Consider the following 22608-nt stretch of genomic DNA (forward strand, 5'->3'; position numbering starts at 1 on the left):
AGTTCACTGTAAGTCAAGAGAGAACCGCCGTTTTTTTACTGTCCTCCCATTTGAAAGCTCACCTCTGCCTCACCGTCTGACAGAGCCTGCTCCATTCCTTTCGGGTCCTCGATCAAGGCAAGGGGAGTATAACTGCCTGCAGAAGCAGCCCCGTATACCAGGCGTAAACCACTGGCCCCTTCTAAAATGAGCTGCCCTTCCCGCAGCGCAGAGGAATTTTCCACAGGGTCCTCTGGCAGGGATGCAGGAAGCTCAAAGCCCATGATATTCTCCCCTGTCTCTTTCATCATCAAAGAGATGGGAAGCATCTCCGCAAAAGCGGAGGCAGATGCATTGTCCTCCAGCTCCGCGAAAAACACCTGCCCATTTATAGTGATTTGCAGCAACCCTTCCTCTGCCCCTGGCGCGGAAAAAACGCTTTCAGGCGCGGCAGTGGGCCCAGCAGAAGCCGGCGCGGGGCTGGGTTGTGGTGTGGGGTCCTCTTCCTTGAGAAGCTCAGAGGAAAGCTGTGAGCTTTCAGAAGGCAAAGGGGTGTTTTTAGATGAAGAGCTCCCCTCGCCGGCGCAGGCCGTAAGGCTCACAAGCAAGAGCCCTGATAGTAAAAAAGCAAAAAAGCGATGTTTCATGGCAAATTTCCTCTCTGCAGTTTGTGCCTTTATTATAGCAGAAGCGCGCGCTGAACGGGAATAGAAAGAAGGGGGATTGACATAAAATTTTTATTCTGTTACCCTAAAAAAAGAGTCGCCGGCGGTTCTCCAACAGAATACAAAGGAGAGCAAAACCATGCAACACATCACTTTTGAGGGGACACACTTTGAAATAGGTTTTCACTGGGGGTCCCTGCTGGCGAAGCGCGGAATATTTATTTTAGAACGCATCCCCTTCCCTCTTACAGAAGAGCGCGCAGCCTTTGCGGAGCACTGTCTCCCGGCCTACCAGGCGTATTTCCCGCAAATTTTAGAGGAAATCCAAGGGATTGCTTTAGGACAGGGTTGCTCTGCTTTATCCCTGCAGGCAGCTTTATTCAGCATGTACGCCCTGCCCCCTGCCTGCCACTGTTCCTGCTTTGCGGTGTCCAATGAGGAACACATCCTCTTTGGACGCAACAGCGATTTTCTCACCGGCTTGGAGGGGGACTGCTCCAATATGCTGTACCGGTTTCCCAGGGAGAGCAATTCCTATTCTTTTATGGGGGACACCACCTCTTTCATCCAAATGGAGGACGGCGTCAACGAAGCGGGGCTGGCTGTGGGGCTGGCGTCTATCTATCCCCCCTCCATCCAGCCGGGAATGAACGCCGGGATGCTGCTTCGCTTTTTCCTGGAGAAGTGCGCCACCGTCCAAGAGGCGCTGGAATGGTCGGCAAGGCTGCCCATCGCTTCGGCGCAGACTTTTACCATTGCCGACCGAACGGGGGAGATTGCCCAGCTGGAGTGCTTTGCCGGAGGGATAGAAGCGCGGTTCCCCACGGAGGAACGCCCCTTTGTCTGCGGCGCCAACCTGTTTCACACCCCCAGTCTTCGGGAGAAAAATGTCCCTGCTATTGACACTTGGCAAGCCCAGCGCCGCTATGAGACTATGGAACGCTTTTTATCCCGTTCCGCGCGGGAGATGGACTTAGCAGCAGCCCAAGGGCTTCTCGCCGGGGAACACGGGTTCCTGTGCCAGTATGACCCCTCCACAGGAAGGGATACCTTGTGGTCCGTCGCCGCGGACCTGGGGCAGGGACTTCTTTTCCGAGCAGAAGGGAATCCCTCCCGCTGCGCCTTTACAAGAGACGGACATTTCTGCTGGTAAAAGCTGATCTTTCATAAGAACGCCCCCTTCAGAGAGCTCTGAATGGGGCGTTCTGTCGTTATCGTCCTCTGTGCTTTTCCTTTCGCTTCTTTTGCCGGAGGGCAAAACGCTCCTGCCGCTGCGTTTCCCGGCCCTGGTGAGAGCGCTGGCGTCGCTGCTCTTTGGCGGCTTCCCGCTGCAAACTCAGGGCCTGCTGGGACCTGGTGCTGGTGGGCAGGCCGGCCAGCTGACGCTGGATTTCCCGCTGGACCCGCTTGGGATTTTTCCGGGGAGCTTCTTCCTTTTCCTCCGCCACAGGAGGGCTGAACCGCAGCCCATCCCAATGATTCAGCAAAAATTCGTACACCTGATAGTCCTTGGGCTCCGCTCCAAAGGTGATCTTACACACCTGCAAAAGCCCCTCCGTCCAGCGCTCGTACAGGCCCACCCAAAAGGGCTCCTGAAAAAACACCGTCAGCTTCGCACCGTTTTCCGGCATAACAAAAACACCTCGCTGAAACGGCAAAGAAGGGACAACCGAGGCGGAAGGCTACTGACAGCGGCGCTGTGCCCGGACTACCAGCCGGGACTGTGTTTTTATCTTTACACGTATTTAGATTTTCCCTTATTATAGCAGCTTTCGCTGCCAAAGGCAACTCCCTCAGGGATGGCAGCTGCCGCATGGCTCATAGCCCTGCGCTATGAGTTCCTCCCGGGTGCCATGGTACTCCTGCCGGTTTTTGCCGCTCATGCTGTCCACAGAGGGGCAATCTGGCAGGTGGAACTTCTTGGAGCTGGTGTTGAGAACGTAGTCTGTCTCCTGTTCTTCCGCCTGACTCTCCAGGGCGGAGGAGGCGGAGTCTCTGGTTTCCCAGCTCTCCCCAGTGGCGTAGTCGATCTCCACACCCGGCTGCACGTTGTACACATAGACGTGGAAGCAAACGCCCTCGCCTTCATCCTCCACGGAAAGGGCCTCCATCACCACGCCGCTGGCCACCAAATTTTCCCCTTCAAAGATGGGGGCCGCCCGGTAGAGCACGTGGTTTCCCGTCTCTTTGATATAATCCGCGACCATATTTTCAAAAGGGAGCATTCCCTCTACGTTCATATAGCGGGTGCCGGTGATGAGATTTTCCTCATTGGCGTTCTCCCCTGTCAACTGGAAACCGATCAAATGGCAGCGGTTGTAGAGGGAACCCCCGTCTACAAAACTGTATTCCGCCTGCATCCATCCTGTGGGACGGACGCTGCTGATACTCTCCCGGTCCTCTGTGGGCATCAAATCTTGCCCAATACAGGCATAGGCCGGGCCGCAGCGCCCCAACGCATCCAAGGTACTGTACGTCTCGAAAGAATCTGTAGTGCGTTCTTCCAAGGAAAAGCCCGGCAGGTTTCCGTCCAATTCCACATAGGGGGAACCGGAGTAAGCCGGCACCTCCTCCAGGGAAACGGAAACTGCGCTGGCCTGCTGGTTTTCCTGGGGCAGACCCAGCTCACATCCGGAAAGCAGCAAGGACAGAACGAGCACACCCGAAAGCAGGCAAGCAAAACAACGTCTCATGGGCAGTAGACCTCCTTGGTGATTGTTTCATGGGAATGTCCAGGAAATTCCCAGCAGGACACACGGCGCCAACCACTCAAATCCACATCCAAAAACACATCTGCTGGGTATCGCCGGTTCCAGCGGTAGACTGTCAATGTGCGGATTTCGCCCGCAAAGGGCGCAAGAGGCAGATCCTCAATAAAGCAAGCCTTTTCCACCAGCGCGGTCTCCCAGAACTCTTTCACCACCCGCACCGCCTCTTCCCGGCCTTGAAACAGCACCTGGGAATAGGGGCGGATGTACAAGGGCTTTCCATCCAAGCTGTCCAGCATATCCTGGATAACCTCTCGGTCCCGGCTCTGACGGCGGTGGTTAAAGAGCATCCCGTTGCGGTCGTCCAGGCAGACAAATACATCCATCGCCTTCCCTCCTTTTTTATTCCGTGAATGTTTATTATACCACGGGAACCGCCGCCTGCCAACAGAGAACAGGCCCGCCAAAGCGGCGGGCCTGTTACAGAGACAAGTCCTTTCCCAGCAGAAGATAAAGCATCAGATAGAGGCTCATCGCCAAAAGGGTAAAATTGTAACGGGTTCGCAGCAGGATGAGAAATCCCAACACTGCCATTGGAAAAAGGAACAGCAAAGACACGCCGGTGGCGAACCTGCCCGCCCGCCGGGGCCCCAGACGCAGCGAGAGCAGAGAACGGAGGGCCAAGCCTCCGTCTAGGGGCTCTATTGGCAGGCTGTGAAGAAGCCCCAACCCCAGGCTGGCGAAGAAAAACGGATGCGCTGTCTCCCCGGCGGCCAACATTCCTCCCGCACAGAGGAGATTCACGCCAGGCCCGGCCCAAGAAACCAGGGCCGCCTGTCCATAGGAGAGGGTCCGCTCCCGGTTGGGAACCATCCGGCATCCCAGGGCGGTGAGCTGCACCAAAGCGGGCGGCGCACGCAGTACAAACAGTATCGCCACATGGGCAAGCTCGTGCAGGAGGGCAGCCGCCAGAAAAAATGCGCTGCTTCCGGCGCCCAAAAACAGGCAGCAAAACGCAAGCAGCGCAAAGCAAGAAAAACCCAAGCGCACCTGGCAGGTCCCCAGGGTAAAGGATGTCATATCCGTTGGAGAGAAGCATCCTCTCCTATAGGCGCCAGGCTGGCCGCCGGGGAGGGCGACGGCGCAGGCGAGGCGGATGGGGCAGGTGTCTCCCAGCTGGGCAGCTGAATCTCCTGGGATGCTTCCTGATGGTACCACTCGCTAAACGCCTCATAAAAGGGGGAGTCCATAGCCTTTAGACAGAGGAGCCCCGCCAAAATGGCCAGGCACAGCACCGCCTGAAAAATGGGGGCAAAGCCACCTTTGGAAGGGATTTCCTCGGGAGAGGGCGCCTCTTCTCCGTCCTCCCGCCCCAATGCTTCGATCTCCCGCAGCTTTTCTAAATCCTGCATCGCCTACAAAATGATACACAGCAGACCGCTGCATCCATCGTTGATAATGCGTTCAATGGTCTCCCGCACCTTTTCCCGGGCATCCTCAGGCATGCGGTACAGCTTGTTGTGCAGCCCCTCGTTAACCAGGGAATGAAGGGACTTTCCAAAAATATTGGACTCCCAGATTTTCGCCGGGTCCTCTTCAAATTCTTTGAGGAGATACATCACCAATTCTTCCGACTGTTGCTCCGACCCCACAATGGGAGTGATCTCTGTATGGATCTGTGTTTTCATCATATGGATGGAGGGCGCAGTTGCCTTTAGCCGAATGCCATACTTTCCATTTTGCTTGAGGATTTTCGGCTCTTCCAAAGTCAGCTCTTCCACATCGGGCATTACAATGCCATATCCGGTCTGCTGCACATCTTCATAGGCCTGTTGCAGCCTTTGATACTGCCTTTTAATGGAGGTCATTTCCACCAGTTGAGCCATCAGGTCCGACTCGTCCTGAATCCCCAGCCCGGTCCTTTCACTGAGAATCCGGTAAAACAGCGACTGGTCGAACACCAATTCTGCCTGCCCCTGCCCACTGCCCAGGTCGATGCGCTGAACATTCACTGATTTGATGGACACACAGCTCTTCATGCTCTCCAACATCCCCTTGACCTGGCACATCTTGTGGATTCCGCAGGATGCCTTCAAGGTGGAGAGCACTTCGGCCAAGAGCCAGTGATCCGTTTCCAGAGATGTGATCCACCCAGGAAGCTCGAAAGAAACCTCCCGCACAGGGAACTGATACAAAAGGCTCGCAATGATGTCTCGAATGTCCTGCTCTGTGATGTCTATGCAGTTTACGGCCAGCACAGGAATTCCGTATTTCTCCGCCAGGCGCGCCGCAAGCGCCTGCGATTCCTGGCTCTCCGGCTCCACGCAATTCAAAAGCATCACAAAGGGCCTTCCCGTCTGGTTCAGCTCGTCAATCACCCGCTCCTCAGCCTCTTCATATTCCTCCCGGGGAATGTCGCTGATGCTGCCATCCGTAGTGATGACCAAGCCGATGGTGGAGTGTTCCGTAATCACCTTTTTCGTGCCCAGTTCCGCCGCCATATTAAAGGGAATGGGCTCTTCAAACCAAGGGGTGCGCACCATGCGCGGCTGGTCCTCCTCAATGTAGCCAATGGCGCTTGGAACGATATACCCCACACAGTCTATCATCCGCACCCGAAAAGAGGCGTCCTCATCAATTTGTACATCCACCGCCTGCTCCGGAATAAACTTGGGCTCGGTGGTCATGATGGTGCGCCCAGCTGAGGACTGGGGCAGCTCATCAATCGCACGTTCCCGCTGGAGACCGTCTGGGATGTGGGGGATGACCACAGTGTCCATGAACTTCTTGATGAAAGTGGACTTTCCTGTGCGCACAGGCCCCACCACCCCAATGTAGATCTCTCCATTGGTGCGGTCCTGGATGTCCTTGTATACGTTGAATCCTTCCATGTTCCTTACCTCTCTGCAGCAATATTTGGTCAACGGTTGCACAGGATCAAAGGTCTTGCCTCCGGCAGGGCCTCCTCATACACTTCATTCTGTTCCCTTAGGTCAGAGAGAAGGGTCCGGTGGCTTTTGGCAATATCCCAAATCTTTTCCCCAGCGGAGGCATAATACACCAGCAGCCGTGGCTTGTGGGGGTAGGGCTGTACCCCTTCGGCAGCTTCAGCGCCGGCCAAATACTTCACCGGCTCCCTGGTATAGAGCAAGGTAGAAGCCCACGTCTCCACAGAAACCTCTACCGCGTTTTTCTCCGCGATGCGGTATTCCCACAGATCGGTCACGGAAACGGTATCGCTCTTTAGGGTGGGCAGCAACCCCTCCATTTCCGTGGAAAAACTGTGCTCAAAAGCACGCTCTGTGTAAAACAGCCTGCCAGAGGTTCCCTGGTACAACAGGCAAACCGTGTAGCGCACCCGATAGCAAAGCTTTCCCTGCTCACAAGTGGACTTGACATTCTCCTGCTCACACCACAGATCTACAACCTTTTGCAGTTCATCCTCTGTCACCGTAAGGCTGCATTTCTTTTTTAAAGATTCTGTGTACACCTCCCTCACCGCAACGAGAGATGCCTGAGCATACCGCAGCTCCAGGGGGGTGCGGACAGAATAGGCGTCATCAATAAATTCCACCTCGCAGGCCTTGTACAAAAACGCCGTTACAAAGACCTTAAGCGTCACATCCACACTGGTGTATTCCCCCACATCATCCTCTCTAGGGCGAATCACACACTCCCCTGGGGTGATCCGAAGATCGCAGAGGCAGTCCTCGCTGGCGCCGCCGCACTCGATCACTTGGTCAAATTCCAATGAAGCGCTCATTTTTTCTGGGGCGCCGTCTAGGGAAGAGCGGTACAGGAAAGAAAGGTCGGCCCGGCCGCTGACTGAAAGCTGCTCTTGGGCCAGCTTACAGCTGGTGGACCGGCATGCCACCTCCTTGCGGAGAATGGCGTCGATAGGCGGTTTGCCGTTTTTTAAAGGCAGGCGGTCTTCCAGGGTAAACTGGTGGCTAACTGCGTTTACCGCCTGAGAGGCCTGCCGGTGATCCACCCTTCTTTCCAAACCCGCCTCTTGCAAGCCGCAGGTAATGCTCTCCTCGCGCTGGACCACAGCCAAAGCCTTCAGCCCAACCGCTACGTGCAGGTCAATGCGGCGGGCATTGACCGCCCGGCAGGTGATGTGCTCCACCGAGGCCCTCACCCAGGCCACCGCTTTTTCCTCAGCAGCCTTTACCTGGATGGTGGCGGAAAATTCCTTGGTAAAGTCACAGCACCTCAGGCTGTCCCCCTGGGCGTCCAGATACAGCACCCGAACATCACACACCCCTTCGCAGCGCAGGGCGTCCTCGCTGACCGCGTAGGAGGAGAGCTCTGGCACCACCCGGCACTTGAGTATTTTTTGAATGTCCGCGCAATAATCGGGCATGTCACATTCCATATCTATGGGTACCTCGCAGGAGCCATCGAATAGGGGCTCGAAGGTATCATAGGGCTGGGTTTTCCTCTTTGCCTGCATAGCATAATCCTCTCCTTTGCTTTTCTTACCCCATTTGTATGGCGCGTCCCAGACAAATATGCGAAAAAGGCGCCAGCAGGGAGGAAATCCCCGCTGGCGCCTTTTTCTATGTTGGTTCTGCGTTACGCCTCTTCGGCCTTGCGGATGCCGTAAAGCCTGCGCAGGAACATGCCAAGCAGGCCCTTGCGCTTTTCTACCACTACAATCTTCATCGCGGCTGCCTCCCGTTTCCATGGCGTAGTAACGAAAAGCCCAGGGCCACCAGAATCACCGCGGAAAGAAACAAGGTGAGCCCAATGGGGCAGAAACTGGAAAGGGACATCCCCAAGCCGAAGCTGATCGCGCACAAACACCTGCACCGGTAATCCTTAAAGCAGGAACAGCATTTTGCCATAGCTCCCATCGACCTTTCCCTTTTCCGGTTTTCTCGTTCACTAACCAGTATATCCAAAGGGAGAAATTGTGTTACTCTTGGTAAACCACAACCAAGGCGGTGCCAATGTGGACACGGATTTCCGCCACATCCTCCGTCACACTGTTACTGACACCCATCAAAATTCCCCCCGCCGTGAGAGAGGCGTGGTCCAGCGGGTAAAGCAGCCCCGTATAAGAGACATTGCAATTTGAGCCGTTGTAGGGGAACACAGATACCGTAGCGCCCTTCATTTGCGTCAGGCGAAGGCGGCTGTCTGAAATGAGAAACACCTTGGTGTGGCTATCCGCCATAACCCCCCGGCAGTTGTGAGCCAGCAAGTACTGAAGCACCTCGATATTGGCCAGCGAGTGGTCAAACCGCGCCCCGCCCAAGCAGCCCAACAGCACAAAGCTGCGAAAGCCCTTTGCCCGGCCCATCATCACTGCGTACATGGTATCTGTTACATCCTTTTTCACAGGGATGGACAGTACCTTACGGCTTTTCGGCGGCGCTGCCTTCGCGGAGTCAAAGTCCCCCACAATCAGGTCCGGCGTAATGTGAAGCCTTGCGGCGGTCTCATAGCCCGCATCCGCACAAATTACATAATAATTTTCCGGAGGAAATTCCCGGAACACGGCCACATCCTCAATGGGGGCCGCCCCAATAATCATGCATTCTTGTTTTTTTGCTGCCATTGTTTGACATCCTTTATCTCTTGATACATTGCACAGTAACTTTCATGGCGGGAACGGGCGATTTTTCCCTCCTCCACGGCCTGCAGAATGGCGCACCCTTTCTCACAGGTATGGGAACAGGAGGTAAATTGGCATTGGCCCAGATAGGGCTCAAATTCCCGGAACCCATGGACAAGGCGCTCCTTTTCCGTCAGCCGGTAGCGCTCGATTTCAAAAGTGGAGAAACCCGGCGTGTCTGCCACATAGCCCCCGTCCTCCAGCTTGTACAGTTCCACCTCCCGGGTGGTATGGCGTCCACGGCCCAGCTTCTGACTGATCTCTCCCGTCTTTAACTCCAGCCGGGGGAACAGCGCATTCAGCAGCGTGGATTTTCCCACACCGGAATTTCCCGTAAAGGCAGATACCTTTCCGGCCAGCAGTTTCCGCACCTGGTCCACTCCCTCTCCGGTTACGGAAGAAACGACAAGGCAGGGCACACCTGCCAGGTCATAGATCGCCTTCAAGGAAGAAGCATCCTCCAAATCCGTTTTGGTGAGCACCAGCGCAGGCTGAATTCCCTCCAGCTCCGCCACAGCGATGGTTTTATCAATGATAAGCGGCTCCGGATAAGGGTCCCGCAGGGAGGAGACAATAAACAACTGGTCCAAGTTGGCAAGGGGAGGCCGCACCAGAAAATTCCTGCGGGGGAGGATCTCCTCCAGCGCTCCTGTGCCGTCCTCCTCTCCCAAGATTCGCACACGATCGCCCGCGTAAGGCGAAATGCGCTCTTTGCGAAAGCGTCCCCGAGCCGTACAGGTAAAGAAGCCCTCCGGGGTCTCTACGGTATAAAACCCGCCGATCCCCTTACGCACCAGCCCCTCCAAATGTTTGGATGCCATCACTGGGCGCCCTCCCCAGAGTTTTCCGAAGAGGAGCTGTCTTCCCCGTCAGAACTGCCGTCAGAGCTAGAGCTTTCGCTTTCACCGCCGCCAGAAGGGGTAAAGTCATAGCTTCGTATTACCTGCGTGCTCTGGCTGTCATAGTCGAACGAGAGCTCCATATAGGATTGCCCGTTCAGAGATACCACAATCGTCTCTGACCCGGAGGTTCCCGTAAAGGACAGGGGATAGCTGCTGGTATAGCCCAGGTTTACCACACTCTGTTCCACCTGAACGCCATTGCGGTACACGGTGAGGGTTACGTCCTCATTCCCGCTGGGCAGCGGCACGCTGTATGAGAGAGTCTTCGTGGCTCCCTTGCCCGAGCTGACAGTGATATCCACGGTGGTGCCTTTTGAGACCTCTGTCCCCTCGCCGGGATTGACGCTGATGACAATATTCTCGGCCAAAGTGCTGCTGTCATCCTGTGTGATCGTTCCAACAACCAAACCTGCGTCCTCCAGCGTAGCGGTGACATTGTAGAGCAGGTCGCCCTCCAAACCGGTGGGAACCGTGACTTTTTCCTCCGCAGGGCCAGTGCTCACCCGCAAAGTGACGGTGGTGCCCTGGTCCACCATTTCGCCTCCGGCAGGGTCGGTGGAGATCACATGGCCCTCCTCCACTTCATCATCGGCCACGTTCTCCACCTGGCTGTGGAGCCCGGCATCCTCCATGGCTTGCTGCGCCTCTTCCATGGTATAGTCCTTCACGTCAGGCACAGCTACCTGTTCTACGCCGCCATTGACCAACAGGGTTACATCTGCATCCTGCTTCACCATAATCCCTGGGTCGGGGTTCTGGTTCATAATTTCACCGGGCTGTTTGTCCGGGTCGTTGCCCTCGTTTACGATGAAGTTAAAATCCGCATACTGTTCATTTGCGGCAACGTCTTCATAGAGCTGTCCCACCAAGTTCGGCATTTCAATCAAATCGCTGCCCTCGTCGGGACGGTTGTTCCAATAATTCAGGAAGTAAATGGCCGCCACAGCAATGCCCACAATGATGGCCGCCACCAAGATCCCCTTGACCACCATAGCGCCCTTGGCGCTGCGCCGGGAGCGGACCAGCTCTTCCTCATACTCATAATCATCGTTGTAAGAGGGCGCCTGGCGGCCGGTGTCGTAAGCCTCCATCGAGCGGGAAGCGTCATAGCGGGCGTTGTTGGTCTGCAGGTCATATCGGAACACCAGGTTTGGGTCCCGCCGGAACTCGTCCAGGTCATCCAGCATTTCTCCCGCCGATTGAAACCGGTCCACTGGGTTTTTCTCCATGGCCTTCATGGTGATCTGTTCCAACCCCCTGGGAATGGAGGGGTTGACTTCCCGGGGCATTACGGGCTTAGCCTGCAGCTGCATCAGCGCAACAGACACCGCATTATCCGCTACAAAGGGCAGCTTGCCGGTGAGCATCTCATAGAGCATGACGCCTACCGAGTAGATATCCGCCTTATCTGTAATATAATCGCCGCGGGCCTGCTCCGGCGCAATATAATGCACAGAGCCAATCGCTTTATCCGTCATGGTCTGGGTCTCGCTCTGCAGGAAACGGGCAATGCCAAAATCAGCCACCTTAATGGTTCCGTCCTGTAAAAGCATGATGTTCTGCGGCTTAATGTCCCTGTGGATGATCCCCTTTTCATGGGCGCACTCCAGTGCCATCAGGATCTGGCTGGTAAAATGCACCGCCTCTTGCCAACGGATGGCGCCTTCCTGCTCGATATACTGCTTCAGGGTGATGCCATCAATGAACTCCATGACGATATACTGAATCTGGTCGCCGAAGCTGACATCATAAACCTTCACAATATTGGGGTGATTGAGCACCGCAATCGCCTTGGATTCATTGCGGAAGCGGCGGAGGAAATCGCTGTTGTTGGAGAACTCTTCCTTGAGGATCTTAATGGCAACCCAGCGGTCCTCCATGCGGTCATAGGCCTTATACACATAGGCCATGCCCCCCACGCCGATCAACTCGTGGATTTCATACCTGCCGTCAAGGCGTTTGCCGATAAATCTATCCATAACCGTTACCAAACCTTTCTTATCGGTAGAATTTCTCAGCCGTTATATATGACAGCCGCCGTAATGTTGTCCGCGCCGCCGCACTCGATGGCGTATTGGATCAGCTCTTTTGCCAGGATATTCCCTGTCTCTCCATATTTATCCAAATACTCTTCTAAAAGCTCATCTTCCATATAGTTGCTCAGGCCATCCGAGCAAGCCAAGGCCACGTCTCCAGGGGAGAAATCCCAGGCATTGTAGTCGCAGCGGACCTGTTCGTGAACGCCCAGCACCCGGGTGATGATGTTCCGCTTGGGATGAATTCGGGCCTCCGCGGGGGTAATTTGTCCAAAGTTCACCAGGTCCTGCACATAGGAGTGGTCCATGGTGATCTGGCTCAGCTCTCCCTGGTGGCGGAGATAGGCCCGGCTGTCCCCCACATGGGCTGTATGAAGGGTGCCCTTGGTGGCGATCAGCAATACCACCGTGGTGCCCATGCCCCGCAGCTCCGGCTGCTCTAAAGAGGCCTTGTGCACCGCCTCGTTAGCCCGGCTGATGGCATTGACCATTAGATTTTTGATATTGGGCTTGCTCAGGTTTTCGTTGAACCCGGCAAGGATTTGTTCCCGGATGGTTTCCACCGCAATTGCACTGGCCACATTGCCCCCATTGGCTCCGCCCATGCCGTCACAGACAATCGCCCATGCGCTTCCTGGGGAAAACAGGCCGCAGTCACAGCTATCCTGGTTGGAGCTGCGCACAGCGCCCACATCGGTGTCAAAGTCAACTCTCATATCCGGTCCCTCCTTCTGCCTTTCGTCTCAGCTGCCCGCAGGATGCCTCAATATCTGAACCCAGTGTCCGCCGGACCGTGGCGGTAACGCCTTGGGCCTCTAACAGGGAAACGAAGCGTTTTTGCCGGTCCAGGCCGCTTTTCTGATATCCGGTCCCCGTCACATCATTGACAGGGATCAAGTTTACATGGGCTAAAATGCCGCGCAGCCTGCCCGCCAGCTCTTTGGCGCACCAGTCCATATCGTTTACACCGCGAATCATGGCGTATTCAAAGGAGATGCGCCGGCCTGTTCGGTCACTGTAGTACTTGCAGGCCCGCAAAAGCGCTTCCATATTCCATTTCTTGTTTACGGGCATCGTTCTAGACCGGATTTCGTCATTGGGGGCGTGAAGGGATACAGAAAGGGTCAGCTGCAGCCTCCGGTCTGCCAGATCATAGATCTTGTCCACCAGCCCGCAGGTGGACAAGGAGATGTGCCGCATGCTTACGTTCAGCCCCTCGGGGGAGGTGACCAGCTCCAAAAAGCGCAAGACGCTTTCGTAGTTGTCAAGGGGCTCCCCCATGCCCATCAGCACAATGTGCGAGATCCGCTCCCCACTGTCCAAGGAAGCCGACTGTACTTGAGAGAGAATCTCCGAGGGAGAAAGGTTGCGGGCAAAACCGCTTTGGCCTGTAGCGCAAAAGCTACAGTTCATTTTACACCCAACCTGGGTGGAAATGCAAATAGAAGTTCCGTGATGATAGTGCATCAGCACAGATTCCACATGCTCCCCGTCTGGCAAACGGAAAAGATATTTCACCGTGCCATCCTTAGAAACCCGTTTTTGCTCCACTTCTGCCCAGGCAATCTCATATTTTTGAGAAAGCTCTTCCCGCAAAGCCTTGGACAGATCGGACATCTGGGAGAAGTCCTCCACGCCGCGGTGGAGCCAACGGTATACCTGCAGAGCCCGGAACTTCGGCAGCCCCAGCTCCTTAAATTCACTTTGGATCTCCGCAAGGGTCTTGGATTTTAAGTCTCTGGGCTGAAAATAATCCTGTTTCATAACTCTCCTTTTCTGCGGAAGCGGGCGGCGAAAAAGCCGTCAGAACCTCCGTTTATGGGTAACAGGGTCACAGTGTGGGCAGGCTCGTCCACCAGGTGTTCCACCCCTGGCAGAGAGAAGGGCGACGGCTCAAACTCCGGGTGCTCTTCTAGAAAGCGCAAGGCTACCTGGCCGTTTTCTTTTGGGTTCAGGGTGCAGGTGGCGTAAACCAGCAGGCCGCCGGGCTTTACCAAGGCCGCCCCGTTCTCCAAGATGGCATACTGCAGCGAGGGAAGCTCCTTCACAGAGGAAAGGGGTTTGTAGCGGATTTCCGGCTTCCGGCGGATGACGCCGTAGCCCGAGCAGGGCACATCGCAAAGGACGCGGTCCATTTGCCCCAGGCCTTCGTAGGGCTTGGAGGCATCCCTGCGGCCCGCCTGGATACAGGAGAGCCGCAGACGCTCCGCCCCCTGCTGGATCAGCCCCACCCGGCCCTTGTATAAATCGAAGGCATACAGGCTGCCCGTGTTCTCCATGTCCTCGGCCAAGGTGAAGCTCTTCCCGCCGGGGGCGGCGCAGCAGTCACAGACAGCCTGCCCGGGCTGGGCCTCCAGCAGCGAGCAGGCCAGCTGGGCGGAGAGGTCCTGCACATGGAACAGGCCCTCCTGGAACTCCTCCAAACTGGCAGGGGAGCCCTCTCCCTCTGCCACCGCTGCCCAGGGCAGGGCTTCCACCGGCTTCAGGGAAAAGCCCTGCCGTCCCAAAGAGGCGGCCAGGCCCTCTACTGTAGCCCGCAGGGGGTTGACCCGCAAGTACAGCGGAGCCCGCCGCTGGAAGGCCTCCAGCAGCTGGGCGGTGAGCTCCTTCCCGTAGGAGTGCTGCCACAGGGCGATGAGGTCCTGAGGGATGGAATAGCGCAAACTCAGGGCTTGGAGGCCGTCCCCTTGTGGCAGGGAGAGGCTTTCTTTTTTCCGCACCAGGCTGCGCAGCACCCCGTTAACCAGCCCCGCGAAGGCGCCTCCCTTGATCCCCTTGGCCTCCTCCACCGCCTCGTTGACGGCGGCGGAATCGGGCACGCGGTCCAAATAGAGAATCTGGTAGGCGGCGCACAGCAGCAGCGCCCACACCTGGGGATCCAGCTTTTTCCGGGGATTGGCAAGGCAGCCCCGCAAGAAGTGCTCCAGGGGCAGGCGGCGCTCCAGCACCCCGTAAAAGATGGTGGAGGCCAGCCCCGCGTCCCGGGCATCCAGTCCGGCGGCACGCAGCGCCTTATCGATGACGATATTGGAATAGCCCTCGTTCTCTTCCATTTGCAGCAGGGCTTGGGTGGCCGTGTGGCGTGGGGTGTGTTTCATAGCGCTCCTTGTCCTTGAGTTACGGGGTGTCGATGGGGAGTGTGTCTGTCAACGGCTTGCCGTCTCTATCCAGCAGTGGGATGAGGTTGGGAACCGCTCAGGCCCACAAAAGAAAGGTAATTGACGCCGGTCTGCTTATCCACCAGCACCGCCAAATCCCCGCCCTGGAAGGCCTCTTTGCTTTTCACGGCAAAGCGCTCCTCTTTCTCTTTCTTTTGAAACATGGTCAGCCTCCTTTTTCTGGCTTAAACATTTTCTAAGGGCAGTTCGTCCACCAGAGGCTTACCATCCTTATCCAGCAGGGGGTTCAGCGGGGCGCTGGCCGAGGCAAGATAGGTCACGTAATTGACGCCGGTTTGGCGATCCACCACCACATCCAGCTCCCGGCCATGGAGGATTTCCCGGCTTTTCAGCAGAAAGCGCCCTGACTTTATCTCAAGCATCTTCCGGCCCTCCAAAGTGGGAATCCTTTTCCAGGGGATGGCCTAAAAGGTAGCTCTTGCCGTCCATGCGCTTGCCATTTTCCGTTTGGAGCTCTGTCAGCTCCAGGGCGCCTTGGCCGCAGTAGACCAACAAAGCGCCTTCCTGCACAAAAGCCTTACCGGGCTGGCCGCTGCCCTCCCGCACCCGGGAGGCGTGGAGCTTCAGCTTTTTCCCGTCCAGATAGGAGGCGGCGGAAGGCCAGGGGTTCAGGCCCCGGATCAGGTCGTGGACCTGGTGGGCTGGCTTGGTCCAGTCCACCAGGGACAGCTCCTTGGAGAGCATGGGGGCGTGGGTGGCCTGGGCCTCCTCCTGGGGGATGGGCGTGAGGGCGCCCTGCTCCAGCTTCTCCAAAGTTTCAATTAGAAGCTGGGCGCCCAGGTCCTTCAAACGGTCGAACAGCTGGCCGGAGGTCTCCTCCTCCCCCACAGGCGTTTCGGCTTTCAGAAGCATGTCGCCGGTGTCCATGCCCTCTGCCATGAACATGGTGGTGACGCCTGCCGTCTTATCGCCGTTGAGCACTGTCCACTGGATGGGCGCCGCGCCCCGGTACTTAGGCAGCAGGGAGCCGTGGACGTTGACACAGCCCAGTTTAGGGGCGTCCAGCACAGCCTTGGGCAGCAGCTTCCCATAGGCCACCACCACAATCACATCGGCGTTCCAGGCTTGGATTTCCCGCTGGGTGTCCTCCCCCCGGAGGTTCACCGGCTGGAACACAGGGATATTGTGCCGCAGGGCCAGCTCCTTAACGGGCGGGGCCTGCAGCTTGTGGCCCCGGCCCTTGGGCTTGTCCGGCTGGGTGTACACGGCACAAACCTCATAACCGTGGCGAATGAGCAGCTCCAGAGAGGGCACAGCAAAGTCCGGCGTTCCCATAAAAACTACGCGCATGTCTTATTCCTCATCTTCGATGACGCCGTTTTCCAGCTCCTCAGGGGTGAGCATCCGGCTGACGTGAGAGGTGAACAGAACGCCGTGAAGGTGGTCAATTTCATGGCAAAAGGCCCGGGCGCACAGGGCCTCGCCGGTCTTTTCAAACCAGTTTCCATCCCGGTCCTGGGCGCGGACTGTCACCTTCATGGGGCGCTTGACCAGGCCGTACTCTCCAGGATAGGACAAACACCCTTCCGCTCCGTTCTGCTCTCCCTCCGTGGCAATAATTTCCGGATTGACCAGCTCAATGGGGCCCTCGCCCACGTCCACCACGCACACCGAGCGGAGAATGCCTACCTGGGGAGCGGCCAGTCCGGCGCCGTTGGCGTCAGCCAAGGTCTCCTTCATATCATCCAACAGCTGATGGAGCTTCTTGTCAAATTTCTCCACCTTGCGGCATTCCTTCTCCAAGACGCTGTCGCCAAATTTTACGATCCTTCTGATTGCCATAGCTTTCATGTCCTTTCTATAAGATGCGGTAGGGGTCCGGGTCCGCATAAGCGGTAACCTGCTGAAACTCCCGCAGAGATGCAAATTGAATTAACAGCCGGGAAACCATCTCTCGCAGCTGGGGAGAGTTCCGGCACTTAATGAGCAGCTTGTAGCGGTATTTGTTGCTCACTCTGGCCACCGCCGCCGGAGAGGGGCGCAGCATCCGCAGAGGCAGGCCGCTGTATTCCTCCCGGGCCAGCTGGCTGGCCATCCGCAGAAAAGTCTCGGCGCCCTGCCGCACCAGTGCCTCCTTCTCCCCCACAAAACCGATGACCAGGATGTCTACAAAAGGGGGATACAGCAGGGCCTGGCGGAAACGGATCTCCTGGCGGTAAAAGCCAAAATAGTCCTGATGGGCCGCCAGATGCAGCACTGGGTTTTCCGGAGCGTAGGTCTGAATGATAGCCCTCCCAGGATATTTCCCCCGGCCGGCCCGGCCTACCACCTGGGTTAGAAGGTCAAAGGTGCGCTCGTTGCTGCGAAAATCATCGCTGAACAGGGATTGATCCGCAGAGAGCACTCCCACCAGCGTGACATTCTCAAAGTTCAAACCTTTTGCCACCATCTGGGTGCCCACCATGATGTCATACTCGCCCCTGGAAAACTGGTCCAGCTTTTTCTCCAAGGAGTACTTGGCTGCCACAGAGTCCGTATCAACGCGCAGCACTTGCGCTTCGGGCAGCAGCTCCCGCAGCTGCTCCTCAGCCTTTTGGGTGCCGGTTCCCCGAAACACCACTGTGTCATTCCCACAGGAGGGGCAATGGTGGGAGTAGGGCACGGAATATCCGCAGTAGTGGCACATCAGCCGCCGGTTGGCGCTGTGATAGGTCAGGGAAATGCTGCAGTGGGGGCAGCTGACCACCTCGTGACAGGTTTTGCAGGAGGCGAAGGTGTGATAGCCCCGGCGGTTTAACAGCAAAATAGACTGCCGCCCCTGTTGGAGGGTTTCCTTCAGAGCCCGGGCCAAAGTGCCGCCGATGGCCGCCTCCCCCGGCGGGGCGTCCTCATTCATGTCCACCAGCTCCACCTGGGGGAGCGCCGCCTCCCCAAACCGGTCAGAGAGCTTGTAGAAACCAAATTTCTTCTCCTGGGCCATGCGGCAGCTTTCCACCGAGGGGGTGGCTGAGGACAGCAGGCAGAAGGCCCCTTCCTTCCAGCAGCGCCAGCGGGCCACCTCCCGGGCGTCGTATCGGGGGCTGGATTCGGAACGGTAGGTGTGCTCCTGCTCCTCGTCGATGACAATAAGCCCCAGATCTTTCACCGGCGCGAACACCGCCGAACGGGTCCCCACTACGATGGATGCCTCTCCCCGGCGAACCCGCTTCCACTCATCCAGCCGTTCTCCCAAAGATAGACCGCTGTGGAACAGCGCCACTTCATCCCCGAACCAGCGGCGGAACTGACGGATGGTTTGGCTGGTAAGGGAGATCTCCGGCACCATGACAATGACGCCTTTCCCCTCATCCCGCACCTGCTGGATAAGCTTTAAGAACACAGAGGTCTTGCCGCTTCCGGTGACACCGTACAGCAGGGCCGACCGCTTTCCCTCTGGGTCACGGTACTGGCGCAGAAGGCCCTTTAGCACCTCTTGCTGCGCTGGGGAAAGGGAAATGGCCTCCTCCACGCCCTCCTCTGAATAAAGAGCCGGGCGGCGGTATACCTCATAGGAAAAGGCCTCCGCCGCCCCCTTGTCCAACAAAGCACGCACCACAGAAGGGGACGCTCCTGTAAAATAGCAGAGCTCCTTTTCTGAAGCTTCTCCCGCATCCAACAGGGTTTGGTACACATCCTGCTGCCGGGGCGTCAGCTTGCCGGCAAATCCCAGGATGGGCCGCACCATTTTCGCGGTGGCGTCCCCGATCCGGCTCAAGGCTGTGTTCACTTTGCAAACAGCCCCCTGCTCCAGCAGGGAGAGCAGGGCCGGGCTGTTTTCCTCCAAGCCCGTCTCCTGAGAGAGCTTCTCCCCCGGCACGGCCTTTCCCGCGGCCTGAAGCGTTTGCAGCAGCAGCCATTGCCCGTCGGTATAGTCCTCCCGGTCAAAGTTCTTGAATCCTTCGCGGAGCACATAGCTGTTTTGCAGGCGCAAATGGTATCCAGTGGGGATCATTTGCTTTGCCGCCTCAAAAAAAGTGCAGTAATACCGCTCCTTCATCCAGCGGACCAGATCCAGCATGCTGGGAGAAAGGGCCGGCTCCCGGTCCAAGACAGCCTCTACATCCTTGGTCTTCTCACCCTCCCCTTGGGAGGAAAGAGAAAACACCAGCCCCACCCGCTTGCGGTTTCCTGAGCCGAAGGGCACGCTGACCCGAACACCGGGCTTCAGTTGCTCCCGCAGGGACAGGGGCACGCGATAGGTGAAAAGCTTGTCAAAATGATACACCGTGTTTTCCACGGCAACCTGGGCAAAAGCGGCCTCATTCATCCTCTTCTACGGCAGCCTCTTCCGATTCCTCGTCGGGCTCAATAATCAAATATTTGCCCTCCACGAAATCCTGCACTGCCATGTCAACAGGCTTGTCCATGAGAATAGTCCCCTCTTCCTCCGCCTTTTGAGCGATCTGCCGGGCCCGCTTGGCCACGGCGATCACCAGAGAATATGTGCTTTTGTGGGGAACAGTGATAATGTTAGCAGACGGTTTCAGCATCTTCCAGCACCCTTTCAATAGAATTTGTATTGCGGCAGAACCTGAGCTTCTCCGCTTGGATGATGGCCCGCAGGTCGCTGACAGCATCCTCTAGGGCATCGTTGTACACAATATAGTCATAGTCCTTGGCGTGGGGGATTTCCTCACGGGCCTTTGCCAGCCGCTTTTGAATGGTCTCTTCCTCCTCCGTGCCCCGGCCCCGCAAACGCTTTTCCAGCACCTTCATAGAGGGGGGCAGAATAAAGATAGAGACGCACTCGGGCATCAGCTGCTTCACCTGGGCGCCCCCCTTGACCTCGATCTCCAGCACCACATCGTGGCCCTGTTCCATCCAGTCCTCCACGGGCTGGCGGGGGGTTCCGTAGTAGTTTCCCACATATTCGGCGTGCTCCAGCATTTTCCCCTCTTGGATGAGGCCCTCGAACTCCTCCCGGCTGAGGAAATAATACTGCTTGCCATGTTCCTCCCCGGGCCGTGGGCTTCGGGTAGTAGCGGAGACAGAAAGCCGCAGGTTTTCATCTTGGGCGAACAGTTCTTTCAAAATCGTGCCTTTTCCCCCTCCCGAGGGGGCGGAAATCACCAGTAACAATCCCTTATTCATGTTTTTCCTCCTCTTCCGGCACGGGCTCCTCCTTGCCATTAAAACGCCCTGCAACCGTTTCCGGCAGAATGGCCGAGAGCACCACGTTGTCGCTGTCCATGATAATGACAGCCTTAGTGCGGCGGCCAAAGGTAGCGTCGATGAGCACTCCCCGTTCCTTGGCCTCCTGGACCATCCGCTTGATGGGGGCGGACTCAGGGCTGACCACGGCCACCACCTTGTCCGCAGAGACCAGGTTGCCAAACCCAATATTTACCAGCTTCATACCAGGCCTCCTTTATTCCACATTCTGCACCTGCTCCCGGATCTTCTCAATGAGGGCTTTGATATCCACCACCAAATAGGCGATCTGGGAGTTGACGGATTTAGAGCCAATGGTGTTGGCTTCCCGGTTCATCTCCTGCACCAGGAAGTCGATCTTTCTTCCCACGGGGCCGTCCGAATCCACCAGCCTTTGCAGCTGCTGGAAGTGGGAGCGCAGGCGCACGGTCTCCTCGTCCACGGCCACCTTGTCGGCGAAGATAGCCACCTCGGTGAGCACGCGCTGTTCGTCAAACCGGTTATCCTGCAGAAGTTCCTCGATCTTGGCCTTCAGGCGCTCCCGATAGTGCTCCACTGTTTCAGGGGTGTGGCGCTCCACCTGATCCACCAGGGCCACAATCTCTCCGGCCTTCTCCAAAATATCCGCCTTAAGGCGGGCTCCTTCAGCCTCACGCATTTTCAGGAAGGAGGCAATGGCCTGATCAGCCACCTGGCGGACGGCCTCCCACACCGCGTCCTCGTCCTCGGGAGCCTTGTGGACGGAAAAGATATCAGAGTACTTGGAAAGGAGCGCTAAGCTGGGTTCATCGGGCAGCTGATAGCGCTCTTTCAATTCCTGCAGGGCAGTTACATAAGCAGAGGCCAGGGAGTGGTTTACCAAAACCTGCACATCCGTCTCCTCCAGCGTTTCAATCTGCAGGAACACATCCACCTTTCCCCGGGAAATCTTCCCCTGGATGTAAGCCTTCAGCTTGTCCTCTAAAAACAGATAGCCCCGGGGAATCCGGGAGTTAAACTCAAAGTATTTGTGATTGACCGATTTGATTTCAAACACGATATGGCGTCCGCCAATGGTGTCTTCTCCCCGGCCAAAGCCTGTCATGCTACGGAGCATTTCAGTCCTCCTGTTCTATCAAAAGCCTTAAAAGCAGCGACCTAATTCCATCCTATTATTCTACCATTCCCCAGGACCCTTTGCAACCAGTTTCGCCCGATTTCACAAATCCGTAAGAAACCGCCGCCACTTCCGGCCTATTTCAAGGGCTGGCCGCCCCATTCATAGCGGACAATGGTGCTCATCGGCGTAAATGCCCGCGCTTCATCCGTCTCAAAGCCCCGGGCCTTCAGGAAACCGTAAAAATCCGGGAAGTCCGTGACAATTTGGACGGCCCCGTGGTCCTCTCCCCAAGAGGCGGCGGAACGCATCAATGTGTCCAAATAGAACGCGGTGTCCCCTTGGGGCTTCTCCTGAAAGTTATACCCCTTTACAGACAGCTTTCGTAGGTGAAGGGTTTCCCCCTCTAATCCCACTATGGCACAGCCCACAGGTTCACCCCGGTCCTTCATCAACAACACTCTGTTCTCACCGGCGGGGAGCCCGGCGTCCCTTAGCCGCTTTTTCTCTTCTTGTCTGTCCTCCATTGGCTTCACTTGGATCATGGTTTGCGCTTCCTTTCTTCGCTTCCGCGGCCAGTGCCCGCAGTTCTTCTTTTGTCAGCTCCCGGTATTTTCCCTGCGGGAGCATTCCAAGCCGCACCGGTCCCACGGCAATGCGCTTGAGACGGGCAACCTCCAAGCCAAGGGCCTCGCACATCTTGCGGATCTCCCGGTTGCGGCCTTCGTACAGGACGATCTCCAGTACCACCCGGCCCAGCTCTTGCTGCAGCACACGCACCTTGGCAGGGGCTGTACGGCGGCCTTCAATGACGATGCCGGTGCTCATTTGATTGAGCTGCTCCTCAGTGACAGCGGGCCGCACAGTGACCCGGTAGGTCTTGGCCACATGGCGCTTGGGATGGGCCACCTGGTTGGCGAAATCTCCATCGTTGGTGAGAAGGAGAAGGCCTTCGGAATCCTTGTCCAAGCGCCCTACCGGGTAGACGCGGACACCCACATCCTCCACCAGCTGGGCCACGCACTTCCGGCCCCGTTCATCGTGAAGGGTGGTAACAAAACCGCGTGGCTTGTGCAGCGCCAGATAGACCTTTTTCCCGCCGCCCTCTATAGTCTGGCCATCCACAGCGATCCGATCCTTTCCTGGCAGGGCGCTGTCTCCCAAATGGGCCACATATCCATTGACAGTTACCCTACCAGCGGCAATGAGCTCCTCCGCCTTCCTGCGGGAGGCTATGCCACATTCCGCCAATATTTTCTGCAGCCTGGTTTTCTCAGCCACAACTTCACT

The 22608-nt window shown here is 56.9% G+C and carries 27 protein-coding genes; 1 reads left to right on the forward strand and 26 read right to left on the reverse strand.

All coding sequences use genetic code 11. From position 1 onward, the window contains the following. Positions 1-35 precede the first annotated feature (35 nt). On the reverse strand, positions 36-386 hold the full coding sequence (locus ODJ80_RS09925) for a cyclophilin-like fold protein (protein ID WP_263041948.1): 351 nt from the start codon (positions 384-386) through the stop codon (positions 36-38). A gap of 397 nt (positions 387-783) precedes the next feature. Here ODJ80_RS09925 and ODJ80_RS09930 point away from each other — a divergent pair, with 397 nt between their 5' ends. Continuing rightward, positions 784-1797, forward strand: a complete 1014-nt coding sequence (locus ODJ80_RS09930; RefSeq protein ID WP_263041949.1) for a C45 family autoproteolytic acyltransferase/hydolase — start codon at positions 784-786, stop codon at positions 1795-1797. 58 nt (positions 1798-1855) lie between these two features. Here the strand turns inward: ODJ80_RS09930 and ODJ80_RS09935 are convergent, their stop codons facing one another. From ODJ80_RS09935 to ODJ80_RS10055, 25 genes are all read right to left on the reverse strand, one after another. Then, positions 1856-2275 carry a YjdF family protein gene (locus tag ODJ80_RS09935; protein WP_263041950.1) on the reverse strand — a complete coding sequence of 140 codons (420 nt, stop codon included), beginning with the start codon at positions 2273-2275 and terminating at the stop codon, positions 1856-1858. Between the two features lie 162 nt (positions 2276-2437). Further along, positions 2438-3337, reverse strand: coding sequence for a DNA/RNA non-specific endonuclease (locus tag ODJ80_RS09940; protein WP_263041951.1), 900 nt, complete (start codon positions 3335-3337; stop codon positions 2438-2440). Beyond that, positions 3334-3738: a hypothetical protein gene (locus ODJ80_RS09945; protein WP_263041952.1), complete on the reverse strand. Its 405-nt coding sequence runs from the start codon at positions 3736-3738 to the stop codon at positions 3334-3336. Before ODJ80_RS09945 ends, ODJ80_RS09940 begins: the two co-directional genes overlap by 4 nt. 94 nt (positions 3739-3832) lie before the next feature. Further along, the gene (locus ODJ80_RS09950; RefSeq protein ID WP_263041953.1) at positions 3833-4291 is read right to left on the reverse strand and encodes a hypothetical protein; all 459 of its coding nucleotides are present in this window, start codon (positions 4289-4291) and stop codon (positions 3833-3835) included. A gap of 137 nt (positions 4292-4428) precedes the next feature. Next, positions 4429-4764, reverse strand: coding sequence for a hypothetical protein (locus ODJ80_RS09955; RefSeq protein WP_263041954.1), 336 nt, complete (start codon positions 4762-4764; stop codon positions 4429-4431). A gap of 3 nt (positions 4765-4767) precedes the next feature. Beyond that, entirely contained in the window at positions 4768-6243 is a 1476-nt protein-coding gene (gene spoIVA / locus ODJ80_RS09960) for a stage IV sporulation protein A (RefSeq protein WP_263041955.1), read from the reverse strand. A 29-nt stretch (positions 6244-6272) separates the two neighbouring features. Next, on the reverse strand, positions 6273-7808 hold the full coding sequence (locus ODJ80_RS09965; RefSeq protein WP_263041956.1) for a DUF3794 domain-containing protein: 1536 nt from the start codon (positions 7806-7808) through the stop codon (positions 6273-6275). 208 nt (positions 7809-8016) lie between these two features. Beyond that, positions 8017-8202 (reverse strand): hypothetical protein, encoded by a 186-nt coding sequence (locus ODJ80_RS09970; protein ID WP_263041957.1) that lies wholly within the window; start codon positions 8200-8202, stop codon positions 8017-8019. Between the two features lie 71 nt (positions 8203-8273). Next, positions 8274-8918, reverse strand: coding sequence for a thiamine diphosphokinase (locus tag ODJ80_RS09975; protein ID WP_178864201.1), 645 nt, complete (start codon positions 8916-8918; stop codon positions 8274-8276). Continuing rightward, complete coding sequence (gene rsgA / locus ODJ80_RS09980) at positions 8891-9796, reverse strand: ribosome small subunit-dependent GTPase A (protein ID WP_263041958.1); 906 nt, start codon at positions 9794-9796, stop codon at positions 8891-8893. Before rsgA ends, ODJ80_RS09975 begins: the two co-directional genes overlap by 28 nt. Further along, the gene (pknB, locus tag ODJ80_RS09985) at positions 9796-11856 is read right to left on the reverse strand and encodes a Stk1 family PASTA domain-containing Ser/Thr kinase (RefSeq protein WP_263041959.1); all 2061 of its coding nucleotides are present in this window, start codon (positions 11854-11856) and stop codon (positions 9796-9798) included. Before pknB ends, rsgA begins: the two co-directional genes overlap by 1 nt. Positions 11857-11891: 35 nt before the next feature. Then, on the reverse strand, positions 11892-12629 hold the full coding sequence (locus ODJ80_RS09990; protein ID WP_178864198.1) for a Stp1/IreP family PP2C-type Ser/Thr phosphatase: 738 nt from the start codon (positions 12627-12629) through the stop codon (positions 11892-11894). Further along, a complete protein-coding gene (rlmN, locus tag ODJ80_RS09995) occupies positions 12619-13677 on the reverse strand; it encodes a 23S rRNA (adenine(2503)-C(2))-methyltransferase RlmN (RefSeq protein ID WP_178864197.1) in 1059 nt (352 codons plus the stop codon). The genes ODJ80_RS09990 and rlmN overlap by 11 nt, the downstream gene beginning before the upstream one ends. Beyond that, positions 13674-15011 carry a 16S rRNA (cytosine(967)-C(5))-methyltransferase RsmB gene (rsmB, locus tag ODJ80_RS10000; protein WP_263041960.1) on the reverse strand — a complete coding sequence of 446 codons (1338 nt, stop codon included), beginning with the start codon at positions 15009-15011 and terminating at the stop codon, positions 13674-13676. Before rsmB ends, rlmN begins: the two co-directional genes overlap by 4 nt. Before the next feature lie 65 nt (positions 15012-15076). Then, on the reverse strand, positions 15077-15235 hold the full coding sequence (locus tag ODJ80_RS10005; protein WP_263041961.1) for a DUF6440 family protein: 159 nt from the start codon (positions 15233-15235) through the stop codon (positions 15077-15079). Positions 15236-15256: 21 nt separating this feature from the next. Then, positions 15257-15454: a DUF6440 family protein gene (locus tag ODJ80_RS10010; protein WP_263041962.1), complete on the reverse strand. Its 198-nt coding sequence runs from the start codon at positions 15452-15454 to the stop codon at positions 15257-15259. Beyond that, complete coding sequence (fmt, locus tag ODJ80_RS10015) at positions 15447-16382, reverse strand: methionyl-tRNA formyltransferase (protein ID WP_263041963.1); 936 nt, start codon at positions 16380-16382, stop codon at positions 15447-15449. The genes ODJ80_RS10010 and fmt overlap by 8 nt, the downstream gene beginning before the upstream one ends. A gap of 3 nt (positions 16383-16385) precedes the next feature. Next, the gene (gene def / locus ODJ80_RS10020) at positions 16386-16874 is read right to left on the reverse strand and encodes a peptide deformylase (RefSeq protein WP_263041964.1); all 489 of its coding nucleotides are present in this window, start codon (positions 16872-16874) and stop codon (positions 16386-16388) included. A 16-nt stretch (positions 16875-16890) separates the two neighbouring features. Further along, entirely contained in the window at positions 16891-19338 is a 2448-nt protein-coding gene (gene priA / locus ODJ80_RS10025; RefSeq protein WP_263041965.1) for a replication restart helicase PriA, read from the reverse strand. Beyond that, complete coding sequence (locus ODJ80_RS10030; protein WP_178864192.1) at positions 19331-19561, reverse strand: DNA-directed RNA polymerase subunit omega; 231 nt, start codon at positions 19559-19561, stop codon at positions 19331-19333. Before ODJ80_RS10030 ends, priA begins: the two co-directional genes overlap by 8 nt. Beyond that, positions 19542-20162, reverse strand: coding sequence for a guanylate kinase (gene gmk, locus ODJ80_RS10035; protein WP_178864191.1), 621 nt, complete (start codon positions 20160-20162; stop codon positions 19542-19544). The genes ODJ80_RS10030 and gmk overlap by 20 nt, the downstream gene beginning before the upstream one ends. After that, positions 20155-20427, reverse strand: a complete 273-nt coding sequence (locus tag ODJ80_RS10040; RefSeq protein ID WP_178864190.1) for a DUF370 domain-containing protein — start codon at positions 20425-20427, stop codon at positions 20155-20157. The genes gmk and ODJ80_RS10040 overlap by 8 nt, the downstream gene beginning before the upstream one ends. Positions 20428-20439: 12 nt before the next feature. After that, positions 20440-21318 (reverse strand): YicC/YloC family endoribonuclease, encoded by an 879-nt coding sequence (locus ODJ80_RS10045; protein WP_178864189.1) that lies wholly within the window; start codon positions 21316-21318, stop codon positions 20440-20442. Positions 21319-21455: 137 nt separating this feature from the next. Then, positions 21456-21770 (reverse strand): hypothetical protein, encoded by a 315-nt coding sequence (locus ODJ80_RS10050; protein WP_263041966.1) that lies wholly within the window; start codon positions 21768-21770, stop codon positions 21456-21458. Between the two features lie 16 nt (positions 21771-21786). Beyond that, positions 21787-22599 (reverse strand): pseudouridine synthase, encoded by an 813-nt coding sequence (locus ODJ80_RS10055; RefSeq protein WP_263041967.1) that lies wholly within the window; start codon positions 22597-22599, stop codon positions 21787-21789. Between the last annotated feature and the right edge of the window lie 9 nt (positions 22600-22608).

The organism is Acutalibacter sp. LFL-21 (assembly GCF_025630755.1).
Classification (GTDB): Bacteria; Bacillota; Clostridia; order Oscillospirales; family Acutalibacteraceae; genus Acutalibacter; species Acutalibacter stercoravium.